At 38.6% G+C, this 23,343-nt stretch carries 18 protein-coding genes and 1 pseudogene; 11 read left to right on the forward strand and 8 right to left on the reverse strand.

What is annotated here, in order from left to right; all coding sequences use genetic code 11:
- Nucleotides 1–69: 69 nt before the first annotated feature.
- The 3 genes from nifE to FXW07_RS14905 all read left to right on the forward strand — a co-directional run bounded on the left by nifE (nucleotide 70) and on the right by FXW07_RS14905 (nucleotide 6,196).
- A complete protein-coding gene (gene nifE, locus FXW07_RS14895; protein ID WP_229396101.1) occupies nucleotides 70–1,626 on the forward strand; it encodes a nitrogenase iron-molybdenum cofactor biosynthesis protein NifE in 1,557 nt (518 codons plus the stop codon).
- A 12-nt stretch (nucleotides 1,627–1,638) separates the two neighbouring features.
- Nucleotides 1,639–3,072 carry a nitrogenase component 1 gene (locus FXW07_RS14900; RefSeq protein ID WP_229396102.1) on the forward strand — a complete coding sequence of 478 codons (1,434 nt, stop codon included), beginning with the start codon at nucleotides 1,639–1,641 and terminating at the stop codon, nucleotides 3,070–3,072.
- Nucleotides 3,073–4,102: 1,030 nt separating this feature from the next.
- A complete protein-coding gene (locus FXW07_RS14905; RefSeq protein ID WP_346655668.1) occupies nucleotides 4,103–6,196 on the forward strand; it encodes a PKD domain-containing protein in 2,094 nt (697 codons plus the stop codon).
- A 206-nt stretch (nucleotides 6,197–6,402) separates the two neighbouring features.
- On the opposite strand, the gene FXW07_RS14910 is transcribed toward FXW07_RS14905, so the two are convergent.
- The 3 genes from FXW07_RS14910 to FXW07_RS14920 all read right to left on the reverse strand — a co-directional run bounded on the left by FXW07_RS14910 (nucleotide 6,403) and on the right by FXW07_RS14920 (nucleotide 9,234).
- Nucleotides 6,403–6,816, reverse strand: a complete 414-nt coding sequence (locus FXW07_RS14910; RefSeq protein ID WP_229396103.1) for a cache domain-containing protein — start codon at nucleotides 6,814–6,816, stop codon at nucleotides 6,403–6,405.
- A 441-nt stretch (nucleotides 6,817–7,257) separates the two neighbouring features.
- A complete protein-coding gene (locus tag FXW07_RS14915) occupies nucleotides 7,258–7,965 on the reverse strand; it encodes a metal-dependent hydrolase (RefSeq protein ID WP_229396104.1) in 708 nt (235 codons plus the stop codon).
- 387 nt (nucleotides 7,966–8,352) lie between these two features.
- Nucleotides 8,353–9,234, reverse strand: a complete 882-nt coding sequence (locus tag FXW07_RS14920) for a class I SAM-dependent methyltransferase (RefSeq protein WP_229396105.1) — start codon at nucleotides 9,232–9,234, stop codon at nucleotides 8,353–8,355.
- A gap of 270 nt (nucleotides 9,235–9,504) precedes the next feature.
- Here FXW07_RS14920 and FXW07_RS14925 point away from each other — a divergent pair, with 270 nt between their 5' ends.
- The 3 genes from FXW07_RS14925 to FXW07_RS14935 all read left to right on the forward strand — a co-directional run bounded on the left by FXW07_RS14925 (nucleotide 9,505) and on the right by FXW07_RS14935 (nucleotide 12,849).
- Nucleotides 9,505–9,849, forward strand: coding sequence for a P-II family nitrogen regulator (locus tag FXW07_RS14925; protein ID WP_048118812.1), 345 nt, complete (start codon nucleotides 9,505–9,507; stop codon nucleotides 9,847–9,849).
- A 10-nt stretch (nucleotides 9,850–9,859) separates the two neighbouring features.
- Nucleotides 9,860–11,053 carry an ammonium transporter gene (locus tag FXW07_RS14930; RefSeq protein WP_048118809.1) on the forward strand — a complete coding sequence of 398 codons (1,194 nt, stop codon included), beginning with the start codon at nucleotides 9,860–9,862 and terminating at the stop codon, nucleotides 11,051–11,053.
- A gap of 578 nt (nucleotides 11,054–11,631) precedes the next feature.
- On the forward strand, nucleotides 11,632–12,849 hold the full coding sequence (locus tag FXW07_RS14935) for an ammonium transporter (protein WP_048118803.1): 1,218 nt from the start codon (nucleotides 11,632–11,634) through the stop codon (nucleotides 12,847–12,849).
- Nucleotides 12,850–13,231: 382 nt separating this feature from the next.
- On the opposite strand, the pseudogene FXW07_RS14940 reads toward FXW07_RS14935, so the two are convergent.
- The 4 genes and pseudogenes from FXW07_RS14940 to FXW07_RS14955 form a co-directional block, all read right to left on the reverse strand.
- Nucleotides 13,232–14,665: pseudogene (locus FXW07_RS14940) on the reverse strand (IS66 family transposase).
- Between the two features lie 244 nt (nucleotides 14,666–14,909).
- The gene (locus FXW07_RS14945; RefSeq protein WP_048118800.1) at nucleotides 14,910–15,845 is read right to left on the reverse strand and encodes a magnesium transporter CorA family protein; all 936 of its coding nucleotides are present in this window, start codon (nucleotides 15,843–15,845) and stop codon (nucleotides 14,910–14,912) included.
- Between the two features lie 169 nt (nucleotides 15,846–16,014).
- Nucleotides 16,015–16,344 carry a YnfA family protein gene (locus tag FXW07_RS14950; protein WP_197078835.1) on the reverse strand — a complete coding sequence of 110 codons (330 nt, stop codon included), beginning with the start codon at nucleotides 16,342–16,344 and terminating at the stop codon, nucleotides 16,015–16,017.
- Nucleotides 16,341–16,718, reverse strand: a complete 378-nt coding sequence (locus FXW07_RS14955) for a YnfA family protein (protein ID WP_198146801.1) — start codon at nucleotides 16,716–16,718, stop codon at nucleotides 16,341–16,343. The genes FXW07_RS14950 and FXW07_RS14955 overlap by 4 nt, the downstream gene beginning before the upstream one ends.
- A gap of 165 nt (nucleotides 16,719–16,883) precedes the next feature.
- Between FXW07_RS14955 and FXW07_RS14960 the strand changes: the two genes are divergently transcribed.
- A complete protein-coding gene (locus FXW07_RS14960; RefSeq protein WP_048118794.1) occupies nucleotides 16,884–17,117 on the forward strand; it encodes a thioredoxin family protein in 234 nt (77 codons plus the stop codon).
- 306 nt (nucleotides 17,118–17,423) lie between these two features.
- Entirely contained in the window at nucleotides 17,424–17,807 is a 384-nt protein-coding gene (locus tag FXW07_RS14965; protein WP_048118792.1) for a putative zinc-binding protein, read from the forward strand.
- Between the two features lie 310 nt (nucleotides 17,808–18,117).
- Here FXW07_RS14965 and FXW07_RS14970 read toward each other — a convergent pair whose 3' ends face one another.
- Nucleotides 18,118–18,276, reverse strand: a complete 159-nt coding sequence (locus tag FXW07_RS14970; protein WP_229396106.1) for a hypothetical protein — start codon at nucleotides 18,274–18,276, stop codon at nucleotides 18,118–18,120.
- A 301-nt stretch (nucleotides 18,277–18,577) separates the two neighbouring features.
- Between FXW07_RS14970 and FXW07_RS14975 the strand changes: the two genes are divergently transcribed.
- From FXW07_RS14975 to FXW07_RS14985, 3 genes are all read left to right on the forward strand, one after another.
- Entirely contained in the window at nucleotides 18,578–19,549 is a 972-nt protein-coding gene (locus FXW07_RS14975) for a permease (RefSeq protein ID WP_229396107.1), read from the forward strand.
- A 1,011-nt stretch (nucleotides 19,550–20,560) separates the two neighbouring features.
- Complete coding sequence (locus tag FXW07_RS14980; RefSeq protein WP_229396108.1) at nucleotides 20,561–22,480, forward strand: proton-conducting transporter membrane subunit; 1,920 nt, start codon at nucleotides 20,561–20,563, stop codon at nucleotides 22,478–22,480.
- On the forward strand, nucleotides 22,477–23,340 hold the full coding sequence (locus FXW07_RS14985; protein WP_229396109.1) for a complex I subunit 1 family protein: 864 nt from the start codon (nucleotides 22,477–22,479) through the stop codon (nucleotides 23,338–23,340). The genes FXW07_RS14980 and FXW07_RS14985 overlap by 4 nt, the downstream gene beginning before the upstream one ends.
- Nucleotides 23,341–23,343 lie beyond the last annotated feature (3 nt).

Raw genomic sequence — 23,343 nt, forward strand, 5'->3', positions numbered from 1 at the left:
TTTTTCAAAAGGTTAATTGGATAACCACCGCTGCAAACCTGAAAACCATAGCAGAGGGGAGTGAAGGAAATGAAAGAGAAAATTGGAATAGTGGATACTCTCGAAGAAAGGAAGCCATATATTACCAGAAAACAGGAAAAGGGGCAGGAAATTCCCCTTGCCTGCGATAATAATTCTCTTGCTGGAGCTATCAGTCAGCGAGCCTGTGTTTATTCCGGGGCCAGGGTTGTCTTAAACCCTGTAACCGATGCTGTCCATCTTGTCCATGGCCCAATTGGCTGCGCAGGCTATACATGGGACATAAGAGGTGCAAAATCCAGCGGGATTGAAACGAACCGCACCAGCTTCAGCACGGATATGAAAGAGCTCGACGTGGTATTCGGAGGAGAGAAAAAACTCTCAAGCGCAATAGACGAACTTGTAGGGCTCTATCACCCTCCCGTTGTTTTTGTGTATTCCACATGCATAGTCGGAATTATAGGGGACGACCTTGAGTCCGTATGCAAAACTGCAAGCCAGAAGCACAACATTCCTGTAATTCCCGTAAAATCCGAAGGCTTCAAAGGCAACAAGTCTGACGGATACAAAGCTGCCTGTGACGCTTTAAAAAGGTTGATCAAAAGGCCTTCAGAAGAGGATATTAAGAAGAAAGGCCCAAGAGTTCCTGAAACCATAAAGCCAAAGATTAACATTTTAGGGGATTTTAACGTAGCCGGAGATGTCTGGCTCGTAAAGCCTCTCTTTGAGCAGATGGGAATTGAGGTTATAGTCTCACTGACAGGGGACTCAACCACAAAAGCCATATCGAGAGCAGCTGAAGCTGACCTTAACCTTGTCCAGTGCAGTGGGTCCATGACCTATCTTGCAAAATGGATGCAGGCGGAATATGGAATTCCCTATTTAAATGCAAGTTTCTTCGGAATTGAAGATATCTCCTTAGCCTTGCGGAGAACTGCGGATTATTTTGGTTCCGAAAAGATGAAAGAAAGGGCAGAACAAATCCTGGAAGCTGAAATAAACCATATAATGCCTGAAATTTCCAGAGTTCGGGAAAGGGTCAAAGGAAAGAAGGCCGCCATTTACATGGGAGGGCCTGCAAAAGCTCTCACGCTTATCAAAGGTTTTGACGAACTTGGTATGGAAGTCGTTATTATCGGGACTCAGACCGGGAAAAAAGAGGATTACGAGCAAATCAGTTATTCGGTAAGGGATGGAACAGTTATTGTTGACGATGCAAACCCCCTTGAACTTGCCGAACTGCTCATTAGACAGAAAGCGGACCTGATGGTTGCAGGCGTAAAGGAGAGATTTATTGCATACAAGTTGGGCATCGCTTTCTGTGACTTTAATCACGACAGGGTGGTGGAGTTCGAAGGTTTTGACGGCTTTGTAAACTTTGCGAGGGAAGTGGATGCTTCCATCAGCAGCCCTGTCTGGAAGGCCGTCAGGCAGCGGGAATTGATACCCGAAGCAATGGAATCAGAGAATAAATCAGGCAGAATAAAGAAAGCGGCAGTAGAAGAAAGGATTTCCAGAGAAAATTGCGCAAAAGAGTGTAAAGGCATGCTCCTGAAACCTGAATTTTTGCACCAGAAATCCGAGGCTGCAGTTGAGAGTCAGGTATGAGGAGGCATTGAGATGACGAAAAGAAACTATGCAACTGTGAACCCCTGTGTTATGTGCCAGCCCATGGGAAGTGCCCTTGCTTTCAAGGGAATTGAGAATACTATGGTTCTCTACCACGGTTCTCAGGGCTGCAGCACTTATATGCGTCTGCTTCTTGCCCACCACTTCAGGGAACCTGTGGATATTGCATCAAGCTCGCTCAGTGAAAAAGGAGCAGTATACGGAGGCCGGGAAAACCTGAAAAAGGGATTGAGAAATGTGATTAACAGGTACAACCCAAAAGTAATTGGAGTTGCTACTACCTGTCTGGCCGAAACAATTGGGGACGATGTACCTGCAATTATCCGTGAGTTTAAAGAAGAGGAAGGAATAGGAGACGACCCTGAGAAAGATATTATTATTATTCCGGTTTCCACTCCTAGCTATGGGGAAAGCCATGTAAGCGGGTACATAAAGGCTCTGGACGCAGTTGTCAGGAAATTTGCGGAAAAACCTGAGGAAGAAAGCGCCGTGAAAGTCCAGAATGAAAAACTTAACGTCATCCCTGTTGAAAGTCTCTCCCCTGCCGATGTACGCGAACTCAAAGAGATCTTTGAGGTTATGGCTGGCGATTATATTTTCCTGCCTGACATCTCCGAAACTTTCGATGCTCCACTAAGAGAAGACCTGCCGAAAATTTCACCGGGTGGTACCCCACTTTCCGAAATTGCTGATATGCCAAACAGTCAGGCAAGCCTGGGCCTGGGTATAGTTAGCAGAAACTTAGCAGTTAAATATCTGGAAGAATCACACGACGTGCCCGGGTATAGTGTTCCGATCCCAGTTGGGCTTTCAAATACTGACAGCTTCTTCACTGAACTGGTCAAAATTCTAGGCTGTCCGATTCCTGTAAAATATCTAAAAGAAAGGGGCAGGCTACTCGATGCTATGGTTGATGTGCACAAGTACCTGTATGGGGTAAAAGCCGCGGTTTATGGAGATCCTGATTTTGTATTTAGCCTAACTACCTTCATGCTGGAACTTGGGATGAACCCGGTTCTGATAGCTACAGGAAGTAAAAGCAAGGACTTTGAAGCAAAAATCAGGCAAACCGTTGAAAAAATAAACCCGGAACTCGAACCTGTGGTTCTGAATGGAATTGATTTTGACACTCTTAACGATGCAGTCAGCCAATGTAATCCGGAAATCCTGATCGGAAATTCCAACGGGAGATACATTGCAAAAGCCCGGGATATCCCTCTTGTAAGGGTCGGCCTGCCAATACATGACAGAGTCGGTGCACAGCGCATACTTACTGTAGGGTATAGAGGGGCTATGGAATTGCTGGACAGAATCACCAATGCGATTATGGAAGCTACCGATACTTTCACCGCACCTGTACCGGCGGAATTGGCAGCATATGCCGAAAAGAGAAGCGAAGAAGAATGTGCGGACGGAGTGCGATGAGTGGAAAAATCGGTGCTTATCTCGCCAAGAGTGAAATTTCTTCGTAATTTAAACTTTTTCATAATTTAAATTTATTCACCAATCTTAAGTGAGAGGTTAATCACAGAAAGCGTAGAAAACACAGAATAAAGAAAATAGGGGTATAATTCTTCCGTGCTTTTCGTGTCTTCTGTGGTATAGAGTAAATGCAAATACTTACGTTAAGGACTAAAATGCGAATACTTACGTTAAGGACTAAAATGCAAATACTTACGTTAAGGATTATGTTAAGGGATATAGTTATTGCAGCGGTTCTCTGCCTTAATATGTGCCTTTCTCGCAGTTTTCCTGTAGCGTGAACTACCACTAAGCTAAAGACTTAGTGGCTTCTTACCTCGTTTTTCAGATTATCAATAACCTGCAGATAAGAACAGATTTTCAAATTGGTTACAATCCTTCGAACACATCTTCATGATCTAAGTCTCTAGACTTCGAATATTAAATTTGATTAGATGACATTTTTTTCACCTGCTAGTTCAGGATTTTAGTCCAACAATCCATAATCTAGGGATCGTAGATCAGAATCTTAATCTATCTGATTTTATATATTCATCTAAGTTTATAGGATCAGTAAATTCTTAAAGTCAATGTTGAGAACTTAACTTCGGAAAAGTTTAGTTTATATATTTATGTTAAATATTGCCCTTTATTCGATTGTATGCTCAAATTATTTTTAAAACACGCTCTTGGAGGTTGTATTAAAATTCAAATCATTTCTACACTGGATAATGGGTAATATTAACTTTAAATTCAGATGTAAACTTTTTCGAAATTCAGGCATATATTGACCTTAATATATTTTATATGATTTACGTACTCGATGTATAAAATCAAAGACATTAGGCATAATGGTTTAAATTTACACTTTAGATATTTAACGATTTAACGCTACTGTTTTTTCAGTTCAAGTATGCAAGTCTTATCCTAATTATAGAACCAAATTTGATTTTAAGGCACAATCTAAGTTAAACAAGTTTAGGAGAATGCTCGAATGAAAAATTTAAAAACTCTTATGACAATATTTACCCTAACTCTTTTTTTTCTTGTGTTAAGTAGCTCTTCAGCTCTGGCGGCAAATATCGTAATTGACAAACAGGCTGGATCAGATGGACCAGGTTATTTTCATACACCTAATTACGCAAACGATTCAGCTTGCATTCAGACAGCACTGAATTACTCAAAAAGTGGAGATACAATAACTATCCAGAAAGGGGACTATTATCTCCCACAAGAAATATATCAGACAGGTAAAAGTCTGAACATAATAGGCAAGGGGAAAGTAACCCTCCACCTTCAAACTCCGGATAGAGGAATGGCTCAAGAAGTGAATAGAGAGATTTTTTTCAATGGATCAATTGTCGCAAATACAACTCTATCTGCTAACGCTAAAAAAGGTTCATCTAAAATTATATTAACTGATGCTTCCCAGGTTCGCAAGAACGACCTGGTTAAGATTTGGAAAAACGTTCAGTGGTGTCCTCTGGATTATCCCGATCAAATGACCGGTGAAATGTATGCTGTTAAAGGTGTAAATGGAAATGTCGTTACTTTAAATCAACCACTTCTTAGGGATTACAAATTGTCCGAGACCGTGCAGGTTGAAGTATACAGGCCTATTCGGATAAATATAAAAAATATAAGGATAGAGGATACAGGTAGTTCAACGATTCATCATGGCCTTGTTCTGCAATATTGCAAGGATAGTTCAGTCACAAATTCCTATCTCAATAATAGTGGATTTGGTGATCTTTGTCTATATTCCTGTTTTAATGTGAGTGTTAATAATAACGAAATTTACAATTCACTTCATGCTAACTGCGGATATGGTATAAATGTAGCTAGCGGTTCGGCTTTTGTAAATATAACCAGTAATCACATAGAGAATTGCAGGCATACTATAACAGGCAATTCAGATGAACGCAAATCTTTAGATAGAGACGTTTTTATCACCGATAACACTCTGATAGGGGCGGAGGTCACTGGTGCTAACGTAGTTGATGCTCATGCTGTTACTATTAATTTTGTCGTAACTGGAAATAAGATATACCCGCAACTTCTAAAACATTATGCATTTGCAGATGGCACTCAACAGTCCACTTTTTCTGATAATGAAATTTATGGTGGATATGGAGGAATATTTAAACGTGGCAGCTTAAATGATGGGGTTCACATTTACGAAAATAACACGTTTAATGGTATGTCAAGTGACATGTATAAGGGAGGAAATGGAATAGATAACAAGCTTATAATTAGAAATAATATTCAAAAGAAAGGGACGTATGGAATTGATTTTCCAAACAAAGGGAGTTTTAGGAACATAATAATAAGCAATAACACTTTTAAAGATCTTTCATATTTAGGAGTGTATCAGAAGTTCCTGATAAACGGGGTAAACTTAGATATTTCTAAAAATACTTTCTCAAATCTGGGAATGGAAGGAATATATATAGATGGGAATTCTTTCAAAAATGGTGCTGTAAAAATACAAAATAACACCTTAATAAATGTGGATACATCAAGGTCCGCTTCTGGAATCATAATAAAAAATATTCAAAATGCTGTAATTAGCGGAAACAAAATATTCAAAACCCCGGTTGCTGCCTTCTCTGCATCCCCAACCTCAGGAAAAGCACCATTAACAGTAAAATTTGCTGATAAGAGCGCAAATAGTCCCACCTCCTGGAAATGGAGTTTCGGAGATGGAACGTATTCGACAGCCCAGAATCCAACACACAAGTATACTAAAGCAGGAAAATACACGGTGAGTTTAACAGTAAAGAATGCTGCTGGTAGTAATACCGCAACAAAATCCAAGTACATAAATGTTGTAACTGTGACAAAACCTGTTGCTGCTTTTTCTGCATCTCCAACCACTGGAAAACATCCTTTGAATGTGAAGTTTACTGATAAGAGCACAGGATCACCCACTTCCTGGTACTGGAACTTTGGTGACAAAAGCACTTCAACTACCCATAATCCAACGCACAGGTATACTAAAGCAGGAAAATACACGGTGAGCTTAACGGTAAAGAATGCTGCTGGTAGTAACACCGTAAAAAAGACCAGTTATATTACAGTTAAGTAAGCCAACACTTAATTTGAAAAAATAAAAGGTCAAACTTGGAAGTGTGGGATTTATTATTTAAAAATTGGATAATGAAATTCCTAAAACTTCCACCATTTCCTTTTTGCCTCTTCCATTTCTGTAACTTAAGGAAGCAGCTTAATGTTTAACCTGCTATTAGGTTCCAGCCCCGAGCCACTAGGTATTATCGACTTTCTGGGCATAGCTCATTTTGGTTCAAGGGTCATATTGCGGGCTGGGTTGTAGTAATGGTAGGAGAGGAACCCCCCTCCCTGCTGCGCCAGGAAGATCTCTACCCTGGTGTAATTTACCCCGTAGGGATCCTGGAGTCCAGAAAGATCTGTTCCGATCAGCTCAGGCTGATAAGGTAAAGCCAGAGTCGTTCCTTTATAACCGGAGGCATGGATATAGGGACTATCGCGAACAAACGTTCCATTCTGGTTATTGAACTCTGCGATAGTGGCTTCCTTTCCACTCTCATTGGCATAGTTAATCGCTTCCCCTACGAAAGATTTCAGTCTCTCTCTTATCTGGGGGTCTGTTCCTACTTTTGCGATCGACGAATTCTCCGGAGGATTATAAATGCCGGCCCCGATGATCCAGTTATCATCTACCTTCATCACGTAGCTGAGTTAACCGGTAGTAGGTGGTCTTATAGTACAGGTTCATCTGGACTGGATGCATATAGACATAATCTACCCAGCCAGTTCCATTCTTTAGTGCTCCTTCTAAAATTTCATTACTGACATTGTGGTGTTGTTCTGGTCTGTGGATGCAGCTTAACTTTCCGGAAGACATCCGGCGGTTGGAAGCAATGTTCCAAGCAATACTGCAATAAGAATAAGATATGTGTAGCGTAGAGATAACGACATGAGAGGAGTCTAGTGCATCGATTCCAAAGTATGTCAAAAATGAATTTTTTGAAAACCACTGAAAGCACGGAAGACACGGAAATCAGTAGTAAAGGCGTGTTTCTTCCGTGCTTTCCGTGTTTTCCGTTGCTATAAAGTAAATGCAAATATTTATGATAAGGGCTATAGTTATTGCAGCGGTTCTCTACCTTAAAGTGCTATAATAGCTCTTACAGAAATTAATCCAAACACCAGGAAACCTATGATATAAAACACGGTTGTTTCTATAGTCGGTTTTTCAGTATTCTCTATTTTTATTTTCTCATCCTTAGAGACGGTTTTGCTCAACTTGTTTTTTAACCAATTTAACGTAAAAATGACTACTACCGCCATTCCTATAATCTCAGGAATAAAAGTACGTTCAAGACTAAAACCTTGTGATAAGTTAAGTGTAAAAGATTCTTTGAATAGCATCAATAAGAATGCGATCCCATTAGCAATGTTATCTTTCGGGAAACTCCACCCAATTAGAGGCCAGAATAAGGTTTGTGGAGTATTCCACATCTGATCTTCCATAAGATGGAAAAAAGAACCTGAAGCAAGGGTAATAATTACTATACTGTTTCTTTTCTCATAGAAATATAAACCTATTAGGAAGAGAGTAATAGAAAATAATAATGTATGACTTATCATGCGTCCATTTGAAATCGTTGATGCAAAGATAATCAGCCCTAATGGTTTATCTATCAAATCAGGCAGAAGAGCTCCAACAACAAGATACCTTCTGTCTATGATAGTCGCTAAACGTGGTGCAATATATGAGAATACAAAAAATATCCCAAGTGTAATACCAATATGTCCAAAGAGCAGCATGGTAACACAAAGAAATCCTAAATAAATATATAAAAATGTTCGCATTAAACAAAATTATTAGCGAATTATGATAAAAAGATTACAGATGATATTGAGATTCTGGGCAATGTCTCGAATTTGCTGTAAATTTGAAGCCACGTTTTTGTGTAATATGGAAAAAAAAATGGATATCTCGATATCGAATTTTTGATCCAATACCTTTTTGAGATTTGTGATTCTACAGAAAAATCGGCACACTGCCCACACTTTTTACAAAATTTATTTTCTATTTAGATTTTGTTTTTTTATCGTAGGGTTTCTTTTCGTATTGTAGGGTTTATTTTCTTATTGTATGGTTTGTTTTCGTATTGAAGTGTTTATTTTCTTCTCGTAGGGTTTATACTCTTCTCGTAGGGTTTATACTCTTCCTGCAGGATTTATTTCTTGTAGGAGTTATTCTCTTTTCACAGCCTTCATAATCGCTGCCCCTTCCTGGCTTTCAACCCCTACTGCGAAGCCAACATCTTCGAAAAGCTCTTGCCATCCGGCTTTCGATAGTTGAGGTCCGTGGTGGTGGTGTTCTGCAAGCGGCTCAACTGCGATTAACAGGCCGCCGTTTTTAAGCACTCTCTTTATCTCGAACAGGGCAAATTTGATGTCTTCGAGGTGGTGAAGCATTAAAAAGCAGGTAGCTACATCAATCGAGCCGGCTTCAAAAGGAAGGGCATAGGCGCTTCCGGTCCTGAATTTCACATTCGGCACGCCAAGGACATCGGCATTCATCTGCGACTGGCCTGTGAGAGAATCATGGAGATCAATTCCGTAAACTTTCGAGTCGGGATTGTTTCTTGCAAGCTCAATGGTAAGGCTTCCAAAGCCGCTTCCAATATCGAGGATCGTTTCTCCTTTTATGTCAGGAAGTACAGAAGGAAGCACTTTTGCCCGAACACGAGCCATGCGGTCTTCAGGAAATGTTGCTCTCTTTGCTTTTTCTGCATCTATTGTCATAAAAGGAAGGATAGCATAGACCTTTGACCCGTTGACTGCCATAAGTCCTCTTACGTAAATTCTGTCAGTTTCGGTTACGATACGTTCAACAACCGAAACTCCGGCATCCCTGCAAAAACGCATATTCCATTCTTCTCTTTTCTCAGGGAACCGGATATTCAGGGGAGTATGAACTATGATATAATGAGAATACTCCGGCTTGAAATAATCTGAAATGGATCCAGGTTCATTAAGGCAAATTTCACTAATGCTGTCTCTAAAAAGGGAAAGAATTTGCAGAGAAGTCTCATCAGCCTCGCTTTTTACAATTCCAATTTCTCCGAACATACCTCTAAATTTGCTTTCGCTAAATAAAAGCTCTCTGACAGAAATGTTTGAAAACAGAAAAAAGGACCTCATACCAGATACCCAGGCTTTCTATTTTAACATACAGCAACAGGATCGGAAATTAAAAAACAGATACTAGACCCTCTGATTGAAGAAAAAAGCCCCTTTCACTTTAGTGTTTTCTGTACATAACTGCTTAAATATTCAATACATAGATAGGTAAATTTAAATACCAAGAAATCGGATACAAGACACCTATTGGTGGTCGTGATGAAATATATAATTGCAATGATAAGGCCGGAAAGACTCGATGCAGTCAAAAGAGAGCTTCAGAAACTTGAGGTAAATAGACTGACAGTATCATCAGTCGCCGGTTATGGTGCGCAAAAGGGGCATTTAGAGATTTACAGGGCAACTGAACACGAAGCAAATCTTCTTGAAAAAGTGAAGATCGAAATTGCAGTAGAAGATCAGTTCCTGCAATCAGTTATTGAAGCAATAACTGTCGGAGCAAAAGGCACTGACGGTTACATCGGAAGCGGCAAGATATTTGTGCTTCCTTTAGAGAATGTAATACGGATTCGGACAAGCGAAACCGGACCAGACGCTCTATGAGGGGATTAACATGGCTATTGAAGCAGCAGACACTGTATGGGTACTAATCTCGTCTGCACTTGTATTGTTAATGCTTCCCGGACTTGCGCTGTTCTATGGAGGGCTTGTCCAGCGTAAAAACGTTCTGAGCAGCATGATGCACTCATTTGTTGCGATGGGCGTAATGGCTCTGGAATGGGTATTGATAGGTTACTCGCTTGCTTTTGCAGACGGCAACTGGTTTGTGGGTGGCCTTGGACATGCATTCCTGAAAGGGATAGATGTATACTCAGTAACCGGCACAATTCCGACTTATGCATATGTTGCATTTCAGGGAATGTTTGCAATAATTACACCTGCTCTGATTTCGGGTGCAATTGTAGGACGTGTGAAGTTTAAATCTTATATTGCATTTATTGCTCTCTGGGGAATTATCGTATATGCACCTGTTTGCCACTGGGTCTGGGGCGGCGGATTCCTAACAGGGAAAGCTCTGGACTTTGCGGGCGGCACAGTTGTGCATATAACTTCAGGTATTTCCTCACTTGCAATTCTTACATACCTTGGCAAGAGGCGTGGTTTTGGAGTAGATCCACTAAAGCCGCACAACGTTACTTTAACGCTTCTTGGAACCGGGCTTCTCTGGTTCGGATGGTTTGGGTTTAACGCAGGTTCTTCACTTGCTGCAAACGAGATCGCATCCCTTGCATTCATTACAACGCTTGTAGCTCCAGCTGCTGCGGGATTCGTCTGGATGGCCCTTGAATGGCGCCACTTAGGATATCCAACGGCCCTGGGATTTGCAACAGGGGTTCTGGCAGGACTTGTTGCAATAACTCCAAGTGCAGGCTTTGTTACGCCAATGGCAGCAATTCCTATAGGTGTGATCACAAGTTTCGTATGCTACAACGCTGTAGGACTCAAAGAAAGGCTTGGATATGATGACTCGCTGGATGCTTTTGGAGTACACGGCGTGGGTGGAATAGTAGGTGCACTTCTGGTAGGTGTATTTGCAAGTGTAGGAGGGACTGGCCTCCTTCTTGGGAATTCCAGCCAAATGTTAATCCAGCTTCAAGGAGTTGTTGTCACAATTGTTTATGCAGCTGCAGGTACCCTCCTTATTGGATTCATACTTAACAAGACTATAGGGCTTAAAGTCAGCGAAAGTGAAGAAAACATCGGACTTGACAAAACGCAGCATGGTGAAGTTGCATATAACATTTGAGCACAGACTTTGAGTACAGATTTTGAGTACAGGCAAAACTTTACTGTACTTTTTTAATTTTTCTGTGACCCTTGAACATTAGGAAAAATCGATACAAGCATACAATCAAGAGTAAGATCCCAAAGATGAAAGTATAAAGGAATGGCAAGACCAGAATCTGATTAACTTCCAGAATTCGTGATGTCTCTAAAAATTAAAGTAAAAGTGTGGCAAGAACAAGACCTGAATTCAAAAACGTGAATTTTTGAAGAAAAGTCAGTTTTATGGATGGAGAGGTGTTTCCATGAAACTGCCGTTTTCTTTTGTTATCATCAAAGATCGTTTTGTTATCATCCCAAACCGTTTTGTTATCATCAAAGATCGTTTTGTTATCATCCCAAATCGTTTTTTCTGAATATCTTGTTTTCTTGCTTTTCTTCAATGATAAATCCCGTCTTTAATCGTGATTTCTCTCATCATTACCTGAAAATTCAATTTCGTGTAATCTGAAATGGAAATTTATATGTACAAGAAACTAGGAAGAAGGTAAGATCTTTGAGATTTCCTAGTTATTGTATAAATATAGATGGGATGATAATATGTTAAATACTGGTTCGACAGGCTTTATGCTGCTTGCGACAAGTCTTGTGATGCTAATGACTCCTGGTCTGGCATTCTTCTACGGAGGACTTTCCTGTAAGCGGAATATTTTAGGAATTATGATGCAAAGCTTTGTTTCGATGGGATTGACGACTGTTTTATGGTTTCTCATCGGTTATTCCCTGTGCTTCAGCGGGGGAGAAGGTGCAATCATAGGAAACCTGGACAAAATGCTTTTACACGGGATTACCCCAACTACAATAATAAAAGATATGGGGTTCCCGGAAATTGTATTCGTAGCTTACCAGATGATGTTTGCAATTATAACCCCGGCTCTGATTACGGGAGCATTTGCAAACCGGGTTACTTTTAAGGCTTATCTTATTTTCCTTGTTCTCTGGCAGCTTTTTGTCTACTATCCTTTCGTTCACATGGTCTGGGGAGGCGGTCTGCTTGCACAGATGGGAGTTCTTGATTTCGCAGGCGGAATCGTTGTCCATGCTACAGCTGGCTTTGCAGCTCTTGCTTCGGTCTTTTACGTAGGCTCAAGAAAGTATAATAAAATAACAAAACCAAACAATGTTCCGTTAATGGCTATCGGAACTGCTCTTCTGTGGTTTGGATGGTACGGCTTTAACGCTGGAAGCGAACTCAATGTCGATGGGATTACCTCACTTGCGTTCCTGAACAGTGACATTGCAGCCTCTTTTGCAGCAATCACGTGGATGACAATGGAATGGTATAAGGAAGGAAAACCAAAATTCGTGGGGCTTATGACAGGAGCAGTTGCAGGCCTTGCAACAATTACTCCTGCAGCAGGTCTTGTTTCTTTGCCTGTGGCTGCACTAATGGGAATCCTCGGATCAGTTGTCTGTTACTTTGCTGTGCATCTTAAAAACAAGATGGAATGGGATGACGCTCTTGATGTATGGGGTGTCCATGGAATTGGAGGAGTTACAGGCACAATTCTACTTGGAGTCTTTGCCTCGGCGGCTATAAACCCGGTAGGAGCCAATGGACTGCTTTACGGCGGCACAGCATTCTTTATTAAAGAAGTTGTGGTTGTTGCAGCTACTTCAGTCTATGCATTTGTGTTTACCTACATTATGTTGATGTTAATAAACATAGTAACTCCGGTCAAGGTTACGGATGAAGAACAGCTTATAGGCCTGGATATTTCTATGCACGGAGAATGTGCCTACGACACTATTCACTGAGAAAAACAGGTTATTCAATTAACGAAAAAGTTAGGGGTCCTCTCTGACTCTTTTATCTTTTATCTTTTCCTTTTCCTTTTCACCCGTTCAGGATTATCCCCTTTTAACAGAAATCCTTAATCAGGGATTTTTCAAGTTGGAAATTAACAAATAAAGGTTCTGAAAGGAGAATATATATTAAAAACCAGATACCCGGATAGAACTTATTTTGAAATCGAGATTTTCATCGGTTGTTTTCTTTGAATAATTGTTTTTTATAAATATCTTCTTCGAAGAATTATTTTCTTTGAATGGCTTCTTCGAATAATTCTTTGAATATCTTCTTTGAATAATTGTTTTGTTTGAGTATTTTTTCCTGGAATAGTATTTTTCAGGTAACTATTCAGGGTATAGCTAGCGGCGCTCCTTTGAGCGCCGCAAGAATACCCTCTAAAACAGGTAAACCATTCTTTCTTATTGTGGAAATATATGCTCTAATTCTGCAGAAAGCTTCCGCTCCCCGTGTAGTTCTGAAAGTTCCTGATGTTTTCTGCTGTAGCTTCATCATCCTGACATCTCTTTCTGCTTGATTATTCTCAAACGGAACTTTCAAGTCGTTCAGGAATCTCAGAATTTTTTCTTTATGTTCTATAAACCTATCAAGCAGATTCCTTGCTTTGGTTTTTGGATGCACACCACGTTTTCCTTGTCTTTCAGGATTTAGAGAAGGTGGATTTTCTTCAATTCCTTTCGCGATTACAGCATTGAACCTTTTTTCTAATGCCTTAACTTGTTCAAAATCCAAATCTTTGACCTGCTCTTTGCACTCATCAGTGTACTTTTTCATTTCAGATAACAGCTCATTCATATCTTTAGCCCATTGCTGTTTATAATTCTCTTCAATTCCAGTAAGTTCTCTCTGGAGATGAGCATTACAAAGAGCATGATCACAATTATAACCGTTGTAAGGTTTCCATCCATCGTGAACTGCTACCCCTTTAAACTCTGGAAGAATTCCCATAGCATCAATAGCTTCTGAGCCTCTTTTTGGATGAGAAAAATAACATGTGTATTTGTCAGTAGAAGCTACATGAAGCCAATGTCTTTTTCCTTGAACTTTCATTCCAGTTTCATCACAATGGATAACAGGAGAAGATAGTAACTTTTCTCGAATTACGTTTTCAAATTCTTCAAGATTCTGGAAACATTCTCTTTCTGCTTCAATAATGGTAGCAGAACAGATTTTTATCCCCATTACATCATGAAACAATTCAGAAATCCTTTCGTAAGGAATGAAATGGTGATTTTTAAAGTAAATTGCCGAGGACAAAATATTAGGGCCATATTGAAATGGAGAATTTACCGAGTCTGGAAAGTCAGCTTTATTTAATCTTCCACAGAAAGGACAGATCTTAATCTGACTTTGATGTTCTGTAACAATAAGATTTACAGGGGGAATATCAAAAACCTGTCTTTTCTCATAAGCTTTAACTTCAACATTATTAAGATTATGTCCACATTCTTCGCAACAGTTCAAAGAATGCTCTATTACCTAATCAGGATTATCAACCATTTCGAGAGTTGTCCCGGGATGACCTTCTTGACCTCCAGGTTTCTTGCCACTCTGTTTACGGAGACTCTTTGGATTAGGTTTTCCTTTGGAAAAATAGTCACTAGAAGGAGGTTTACTGCTGTTTCGGCTGTTTTGATTTAAGCGAAATTCTAAAACTTGCAATCTTTCAGTAAGGTCTTTAATTTGAGATTCAAGACTTATAATATAAGCAATAACTTCAGGGTTTGAAGCACACAAAGCAAGAATCTCTTCACGTTTCATCAAGGAAGAAAATGGTTCATTTTATATCCAATTTTTCCTCGGAACGAGGAAAAATTGTGTAGCCTTAACAAGGCTACCTGAATAGTTACTTTTTCAGAACAGTATTTTTCTCAGAATATTTCTTTAAACAATTTTGGCTCTTCGCCATTCTCTGTGGATAAGATGATTTTCAATTCAAGAACACATTGGTTTTTATGAAGACATTAGGAAGATATCCACACAAAACAACGAAGATCACTATTTTTTCTCAGAACAGTTGTTTCCTTACCATTGATATAGCTAGAATCATCGAGAAAAACAATGTCATTATGAAAATGATCACAAACGCATGAGGATTATTCTCGAAAGGGACGTCAACATTCATTCCAAAAAAACTTGCAACCATTGTTGGGACTGATAGAACGATTGTGACTGAAGTCAGGAATTTCATGACAATGTTCAAGTTGTTGGAAATAACCGAGGCATATGCATCCATTGTTCCGGTCAGGATATTGCTATAAATATTTGCCATTTCAATCGCCTGCTTATTTTCTACAATAACATCTTCGAGAAGATCCGTATCGTCAGGATACATCTTAACAGGAGTGGACTTCAGGATTTTCTCAAGGACTATTTCATTACTTTTCAAAGATGTAGAAAAATATACAAGGCTTTTTTCAAGCTCAAGAAGCTGGATTAATTCTTTATTTTTTAAGGATTTATGCAATTTGGATTCGATCTTATCACTTGCTTTATCGATATGCCTGAGATATTGAAGATATAACTTTGAGTTTCTATACAGGATCTGTAAAAGAAAACGTGTTTTTTTGAACGTATAAAAGGATTTTATTCTCTGGTCGATAAAACTATTAATAACGTAGTTCTCCTGAAGAGATACCGTTACGATGTTTTTGTTGTTAATTATAATCCCAAGGGGAATTGTATAAAAAATTCCCCCCTCCTGCAGGTTAGCATTCGGTACAGGTATATCTATTAATACAACAGTACAACCTTCGTCAACCTCAATTCTGGAGCGTTCCTCTTCATCAAGTGCAGCTTTAAGATGTTCAGCAGGAATATTCAGGTATTTTGAAATTGAAAGAATTTCCTGCTCGTTTGGATTTACAAGATTAATCCATGCACCGTCTTCAACCTGGTCAAGAGTTGTCAGTCCGGAATCTGTCGATTTAAATATCTTAAGCATGGATGTTCCTCTCCCTGTTGGCAGTATAGAAGTTACATTCACTCAAAAATGAGAATAAGATTTACTGGGCTTCAAGCAGAACTCTTATCTATAAATATATTTTCATAATAAATATTTATGGCAGGTTCAAGTACTGTACTAAACTTTTTTTATCCTCTATACTTACTTGTCAACGAGGGATGTAAAACATTATCAGCACACCTGCAAGTGCGATCAATGCCCCTATTATTTCATATTTGTCGGGGTTTTTCTTGTCTATCAGAGCTCCCCATATCAGGGATGAAACAATGAAGATTCCTCCGTAGGCAGCATAAACCCTTCCGAAGTGTGCAGGCTGAAAAGTTGGAATTATCCCGTAGATTGCTAATGTCAGACCTCCAAGCAGCCCAAATACTGCCCTTTTATTCTCCCTCAACCAAAGCCAGACTAGATAGCCTCCTCCTATTTCAAAAAGTGCAGCCAGAAAAAACAGAACAAGAGATTCTACTGAGTCAATCACTTATTATCATCCCCTCTTGGCCAGTAGTAAATGATTGACACTCCAATAAGAATAACCAGGGAGCCTATAAGATCATAAGTATCTGGAGGAATTTTGTCGAAGATCCAGCCCCATAAAAGGGACATGACAACGAAAATGCCACCATAGGTTGCATATATTCTGTGGAAATAAGAGCGCTGAAAAGTAGGCACGACTCCATATAAAAATAAAATAACTGCTCCTGAAAGTGCGAAAATCAGTCCTCTGCCTTCACGCAGCCACATCCACATAAGGTATCCTCCTCCTATCTCGAAAATACCTGCAAGGATAAACAGGAGAATAGTATACATAAAGCACTTCTTTCTGGACATACCCTCGGATTCAATTCCAACCATGTTCTTCAAACATTACAAGAAATATATATAATACACTGATTTTGAATCGCTCCGGATTTAATTTAAATATTGATCGGGTTGGAATCTAATTCAAATTATTTTGAAATAGGTAATTTTATATAGGTTACTTCAAACATATTTGAAATAAATTTTGAGGTGAACACAATGAAAATCGAAATACTCGGTACAGGATGTTCAAAATGCAACAAAACAAAAGAAATGGCAGAGAAAGCTGTAAAGGAAACAGGTGTAGATGCTGAAATTGTCAAGGTAGAGGATTTCGATAAAATTCTAGGATATGGAGTTATGGTCACTCCTGCTCTTGTAATTGACGGAGATGTTAAAGTCGCAGGTAAAGTTCCAAGCGTCGATGATATCAAAAAATGGATTAAAAAATAAATCTGTTGAAATGGACTGAAGCATTAACCCAGAACTAAAAAAATTAGAGTTGCTTTTAGATAAATCCAGGATTATAGTTACTTTTAGATAATTCCAGTATTATATTACTTTCAGATAATTCCAGTATTACATTACTTTCAGATAATTCCAGTACTAAAGTTACTTTCAGATAAATCCAGTACTAAAGTTACTTTCAGACAATTCCAGTATTAAAGTTACTTTCAGATAAATCCAGTATTAAAGTTACTTTCAGACAATTCCAGTATTAAAGTACTTTAAGATAAATCCAAGGTCAGTGTGAAAAACATGTCAGAAGAAACAAAATGTGCATGCGGCTCGGCAAATGTGGCAATTTTTCCATGTGTGGGAGCAGCAAATGTCGGTCAGCTCTCAAACAGAATCGCAATCGAACTTGAAAAGCAGGGTATAGGAAATCTTATGTGCACTGCCGGAATCGGTGCAAGAGCTCCGGGACTTATGAAATCTGCCGAAGCTTCTGATCGTATTATTGCAATTAACGGTTGTCCTGTAAACTGCGCCAGCAAGACCCTTGAACTTGCAGGGTTTAACGTTGATAGACATATCGTAATTTCCGAACTTGGGATCAAGAAAAGCAAGGAAAAAGATCTCAAAGACCAGGAAGTAGCAGATACTCTTGGAAAAGTCCTGGAAATCCTTCAATCTGAGTGATTTCCCATTTTAATCTTTTATCTTTTAATTTGAAGTCTTTCCCAATAACTCTGTAAAAGATCGCTCTGTACAAAATTGAGAACAGAAATTTAAGCTTGTTTAAAGGTTTTTTAACCTTTTTATGACTGGTTTCTACCACTAAAACTTATTGGTGTTAATTTAGATGTTAATTTAGGTGTTAATTTATCCATTTTAACCGGTTTTAATGGCCGATTTATCTTTCTTATTCAGGAAACAGAGCCAGCAGGGTTGGAGGGAGTTATAAAGTGAAGTAAAGTGAAAGTAAATTGCAATGTATCTGAAAATAGATTCATTTGCAGCAGTCGCATCTGTTACACGAAGAAAGAAGATTCTTGTTGCTGCTTTCCACTTCCCAGCATTCAAAACAGAGCTTTATTGTGCCAAGTTTCCTGTGCTTTACTCTAAGAAGTGAGGATTCATCCTTCCCGCAAATAGAGCATTTAGCCATACTTGAAATCCTCAATTAGTGTATTTACAATTAAACTTTGATAACGTTTGAGCTTTTAATTATTGTTTCGTGCCAGTATTGAATATTGGTGTGACAATGTCTCAATCTAATTTCACTCTAATTTCACTCTAATTTCACTCTAATTTCACTCTAATTTCACTCTAATTTCACTCTAATTCATATATTATATTTACTAAAGCGATAAATTTATGTCTTGAAATAGTTATATAAATATATATTGATATAATATCGATGTGTAAATTACAAAAAAAGTGTGAATCACTGGAAGAAGGAACCCAAAATGGTCGATATATTTTACCCTCTTCAATGGATTGCAGACAAAGTAACATACGAGGTTTTCGGGATTGCACCTGATACACGCCTTGCAGCGAGTGTTAACTTCGTTATTTATGATGTGATGAAAATTTTCTTGCTGCTTGGAGTAATGATTTTTTTCATTTCTTATCTAAGGACCTATATTACTCCTGAAAGAACCCGTAAAGTGCTTGGAAACAAAAAAGGGATTAAGTATCACTTTCTTGCGTCTCTTCTCGGAACAGTAACTCCTTTTTGCTCGTGTTCATCCGTTCCGATTTTTATTGGGTTTGTAGAGGCAGGCGTACCTCTTGGAATTACTTTTTCCTTCCTGATAACCTCGCCTCTTGTAAATGAAGCTGCAGTTGCTGCTCTCTGGGCAACGCTCGGTCTTAAAGCAACATTGATCTATATAATATCAGGAGTTATACTGGGAGTTCTTGGAGGTACTTTAATTGGCCTCCTTAAGCTGGAGAGGTACGTAGAGGACTTTGTTTATAAGATAAAAGTAGGACAGCAGAATGCAAAACCCGAAGAGTTGACGGTAAAGGAACGAGTAAATATTGCCTTTGAAAACGTAAAAGACATCGTAGGAAGGGTATGGATCTATGTAATCATAGGCGTTAGTATAGGAGGTATTTTCCACGGATATGCACCTGAGGGCATTTTAGAGAAATATGCAGGCAAAGACAACCTGCTTGCAGTGCCGATTGCCGTTCTGATTGGAGTTCCACTGTACTCAAATGTTATGGCAATGATTCCTATAGTAGAAAGCCTGATTGGAAAAGGTCTTCCCATAGGAACTTCTCTTGCGTTCCTCATGTCCGTTACAGCCGTTTCCCTGCCTGAAATGATTATCCTTAAAAAGGTGCTGAAAAAAGAGCTAATAGCAATCTTTGTCTCAATCGTAGCAATTTCAATAATCTTTACAGGATATCTATTCAATATACTGTTGTAATCAGTACTTAGGCTCCTTTCTTCCTATCTTTTTACTTTATTTGTTGATTTAGAAGCATTTCTGAAATAAGCTATCAAATTCTTCTCTATATTCGTAGTATAATAATACATTTATTACAGTGTAATTATCCCTCTCTATATTACATTGTAATGATCCATGTAGTACATTGTAATGATCCATGTAGTACATTGTAACTATCCATGTAGTACAGTGTAATTATCCATGTAGTACAGTTCAATATTCTCTTTCCGTACATAATGCAATTCATTTAAAAAACATATTAAAATTATTATAAAAAATATAAGAAAATTAATATATTAGAAATATCAAGATTAATATAAATAGAAAGTWAAAATCACTTTCTTTAAATATCACCTTGTTATATTAATTATTGTAATAATTTGATATTATTATTTATCGTTTATTTTGATGTTTTAATTTAAAACTGTGATTTTCACAGGCTATTCGATAAATGAGTTTCAGGAGCAATAAAAAAGTAAATTAAAATCAGTATGTTTAAATATAGCTTTGTTCATGCTAATTTATACTACTTAAGTAGTACTGGAACTCTTTGGTAGTATCTATTGGCACTCAATAATTTTCATAACGAGAATGTAAACAAGAAAAAAAACAATATTTGGGGGCTATTTTGTCCATTATTCTCGTTAGTAATATAAAAGTAAAAAGAAAATCACTATCTTTAAATATGCCTTTGTTATATTAAGAATTGGCAACATGTCGAATTTATATCGACATTATTCGCAGATTATTATTTCTTGTAATTTTGATATAAGAATACTATAATATTTGTGGAATATTAGTCCATATTCTTATATACTCAGGAATTGCGCAGTTGAACTGGGAAATCAATATACTAAGTCATTCGGGTATATAGAAAATAGGTTATAAAAACGTCCCAAATATTGGATTCTGTTTTTCAGCTGCATAAATTCTAGCATTATAAGTTGAGAATAACAGATCGGAGGATTAATAGATCGGAGGATACGCTGTATGATAGAAAACACCGTTATGCTATTAATTATAGTACCCCTACTGTTTTCGTTATTATTTGTAGCCCTTCCCAAATCGCTATACAAGTACTTGGCTTGGGCTTTTTTCATAATTGGAGTAGTTTTATCAGTTAGTTTGGTATTAGGCGGTACTGGAGTAGTTTCGGTTGAAGAACCAAATTTCGCAATGTTTGAAAACATTGTCCTTGTACTCGAAGTAGTAGTAATACTATTTATTCTTGCTATATCAGCAAAATATAAAAACTGGCCTACTCTTGGACTTGGAATAATTTCAGCAGGTTTATTTGCTTACACTTATGCAAATGTTCCAGGTGCTGAAAGTGCTTCTTTTAATATTGACCAATTGTCTCAGCTCATGATACTAATTGTGAATATAGTCGGTACAGCGATTATATTATTCGCAACTGGATACATGGATCAGTATGAAGAGCACAGACATCTTAATAGGCAAAGGATATTTTACTTTACAATGAGCTTCTTCTTGGCAGCCATGAATGGCCTGGTAATGTCTGACACATTAGGCTGGCTGTATCTTTTCTGGGAACTAACAACTCTGTGTTCATTCGTGTTGATCTCATATAACATGGATGAAGAAGGAATAAACAACGGTTTCAGGGCTCTGGCCTTAAACCTGGTCGGCGGAGTTGCTATGTCTGTAGGCATAATTCTGCTTGCAACTAAATATGATATAAGTTCCCTTTCCGGGATTGCAACTTACGCTGGAACTGATTCAGTAGCGCTGGCCGCTTTAGCACTTCCTGTTGCTTTACTCTGTATTGGAGGCTTTGCGAAATCTGCTCAGATGCCCTTCCATAGCTGGCTCTTAGGTGCAATGGTAGCTCCTACTCCTGTTTCTGCTTTACTGCACTCAAGCACGATGGTAAATGCAGGTGTGTTTTTAGTTGTCAAGCTTGTACCAGCTTATGCTAACACATCCCTTGGAACAGCTATTGCAGTTTACGGTAGCTTTACTTTCGTTATCTGCTCAGCTTTGGCCTTATCTCAAAGAAACGCTAAAAGAGTGCTTGCTTATTCAACTATTGCAAATTTAGGATTAATTATCGCAAGCGCCGGGATAGGCACACCTCTGGCTGTAGCTGCTTCGATGATGCTTATTCTGTTCCACGCTATATCAAAAGGTCTCTTATTCCTGTGCACTGGGGAAATTGAGCACACCATAGGAAGCAGAGATATAGAGGACATGTCAGGATTAATAAAGAAGGCTCCTCTTCTCACATCCATTGCAGCTCTGGGAATGGTGTCCATGCTGTTACCTCCTTTCGGAGTATTGCTCACAAAATGGGTATCAATGGAAGCTGCTTCAAACAACCCTGTTGTGATAGTATTCCTAGTACTTGGAAGTGCACTCACTACAGTTTATTACTCTAAGTGGCTTGGAACAATCTTATCATCCAGCATGGATAAAAATGCAGTTCCACATAAAAAACTGGAAACATATTTCCCACTATCAGTTCTTGGATTATCCATAATAGGTACAAGTATCTTTATATTTTCAATATATGATTACTTCATTAAACCCCAGGTCGCAATTCTACTCGGAAATGCTCCTAATGTTACAGGACAGGCTGGGCAATTTGCCTCTGAAATAGGGGCCTTTACTTACGCAGCAATATTCGCAGTGCTTGCTCTGGCTATTCTGATATATCTTGCTACCAAAAACATGTTTACTCCTCGTATGTCTAGCTACTATATGTGTGGAGAAAACAACCTTGAAAGGGACAGGTTAATGTTCAGAAATGGACTTTGCGGCTACGAAAAAAGCAGCGTTTCCAACATCTATCTCCAGAATATTTTTGGAGAAAGTAAACTTACAACATTTGGATATGCAATTTCCATAATTCTGATTGTAATTGCATTAGCAGGAGGAGTAGGATTATGAATGAGATTCTAACAATTATTCTTGTCTTAATTGTTGCTCCTATCATCGGCTGTTTAGCCTCAGGAGTAGACAGGAAAATCACTGCAAGACTGCAGGGTAGAGTAGGTCCTCCTCTTTTACAGCCATACTATGATGTTAAGAAGCTCCTCAGCAAAGACAACATGGTTGTAAATTCATCTCAAAACTTTTACGTAATCGTGTATCTCGTCTTTATCATTTTGAGTCTTTTTATGTTAGTTCTCAAACAAGACTTCCTGATGATAATATTCGTCTACACAGTAGCTTCGGTAGCTCTAATTGTAGGAGGAATGAGCACTGGTTCTCCGTACGCTAGAGTAGGAAGTTCAAGAGAAATAATGGCCATACTGTCCTATGAACCAGTTTTAATTTTATACGCTCTTGCAATCTACTTGCTTACCGGCACTTTCAAACTATCTGCACTGTTAGATGCGTCATCCCCTCTGCTAATGTATACGCCTCTTATATTCATAGCAATGATAGTTGTCCTAAATATAAAATTGAAAAAGTCTCCCTTTGACTACTCAACCTCTCACCATGGTCACCAGGAGCTGGTTAAAGGTATGACAACCGAATATGGAGGGCCAGGGTTTGCCACCATCGAGATTGCACACTTCTATGAATACGTGTTTTTAACAGGACTCATATTCTTATTCTGGGCATCAAACCCAATAATAGGCGTGCTTTTAGGCATCATTGCTTACTTGCTTATAATTGTTATAGATAACATTACTGCAAGAGTATACTGGCAGTGGATGCTCAAACTGAGCTGGACAGTCCTGCTAATAATTTCGATTGTGAACATAGCATTCCTGTACGTTAGCGGAGTCAAATTAGCTTAAAAA

This window comes from Methanosarcina sp. DH1 (assembly GCF_020804205.1).
GTDB classification, from domain to species: Archaea; Halobacteriota; Methanosarcinia; order Methanosarcinales; family Methanosarcinaceae; genus Methanosarcina; species Methanosarcina vacuolata.

What these genes read in the sequence shown, in the direction of transcription:
- nifE (WP_229396101.1), top strand. Translation starts at nt 70, where the DNA reads ATGAAAGAGAAAATTGGAATAGTGGATACTCTCGAAGAAAGGAAGCCA.
- FXW07_RS14900 (WP_229396102.1), top strand. Translation starts at nt 1,639, where the DNA reads ATGACGAAAAGAAACTATGCAACTGTGAACCCCTGTGTTATGTGCCAG.
- FXW07_RS14905 (WP_346655668.1), top strand. Translation starts at nt 4,103, where the DNA reads ATGAAAAATTTAAAAACTCTTATGACAATATTTACCCTAACTCTTTTT.
- FXW07_RS14910 (WP_229396103.1), bottom strand. Translation starts at nt 6,816, where the DNA reads ATGAAGGTAGATGATAACTGGATCATCGGGGCCGGCATTTATAATCCT.
- FXW07_RS14915 (WP_229396104.1), bottom strand. Translation starts at nt 7,965, where the DNA reads ATGCGAACATTTTTATATATTTATTTAGGATTTCTTTGTGTTACCATG.
- FXW07_RS14920 (WP_229396105.1), bottom strand. Translation starts at nt 9,234, where the DNA reads ATGTTCGGAGAAATTGGAATTGTAAAAAGCGAGGCTGATGAGACTTCT.
- FXW07_RS14925 (WP_048118812.1), top strand. Translation starts at nt 9,505, where the DNA reads ATGAAATATATAATTGCAATGATAAGGCCGGAAAGACTCGATGCAGTC.
- FXW07_RS14930 (WP_048118809.1), top strand. Translation starts at nt 9,860, where the DNA reads ATGGCTATTGAAGCAGCAGACACTGTATGGGTACTAATCTCGTCTGCA.
- FXW07_RS14935 (WP_048118803.1), top strand. Translation starts at nt 11,632, where the DNA reads ATGTTAAATACTGGTTCGACAGGCTTTATGCTGCTTGCGACAAGTCTT.
- FXW07_RS14945 (WP_048118800.1), bottom strand. Translation starts at nt 15,845, where the DNA reads ATGCTTAAGATATTTAAATCGACAGATTCCGGACTGACAACTCTTGAC.
- FXW07_RS14955 (WP_198146801.1), bottom strand. Translation starts at nt 16,718, where the DNA reads ATGGTTGGAATTGAATCCGAGGGTATGTCCAGAAAGAAGTGCTTTATG.
- FXW07_RS14960 (WP_048118794.1), top strand. Translation starts at nt 16,884, where the DNA reads ATGAAAATCGAAATACTCGGTACAGGATGTTCAAAATGCAACAAAACA.
- FXW07_RS14965 (WP_048118792.1), top strand. Translation starts at nt 17,424, where the DNA reads ATGTCAGAAGAAACAAAATGTGCATGCGGCTCGGCAAATGTGGCAATT.
- FXW07_RS14970 (WP_229396106.1), bottom strand. Translation starts at nt 18,276, where the DNA reads ATGGCTAAATGCTCTATTTGCGGGAAGGATGAATCCTCACTTCTTAGA.
- FXW07_RS14975 (WP_229396107.1), top strand. Translation starts at nt 18,578, where the DNA reads ATGGTCGATATATTTTACCCTCTTCAATGGATTGCAGACAAAGTAACA.
- FXW07_RS14980 (WP_229396108.1), top strand. Translation starts at nt 20,561, where the DNA reads ATGATAGAAAACACCGTTATGCTATTAATTATAGTACCCCTACTGTTT.
- FXW07_RS14985 (WP_229396109.1), top strand. Translation starts at nt 22,477, where the DNA reads ATGAATGAGATTCTAACAATTATTCTTGTCTTAATTGTTGCTCCTATC.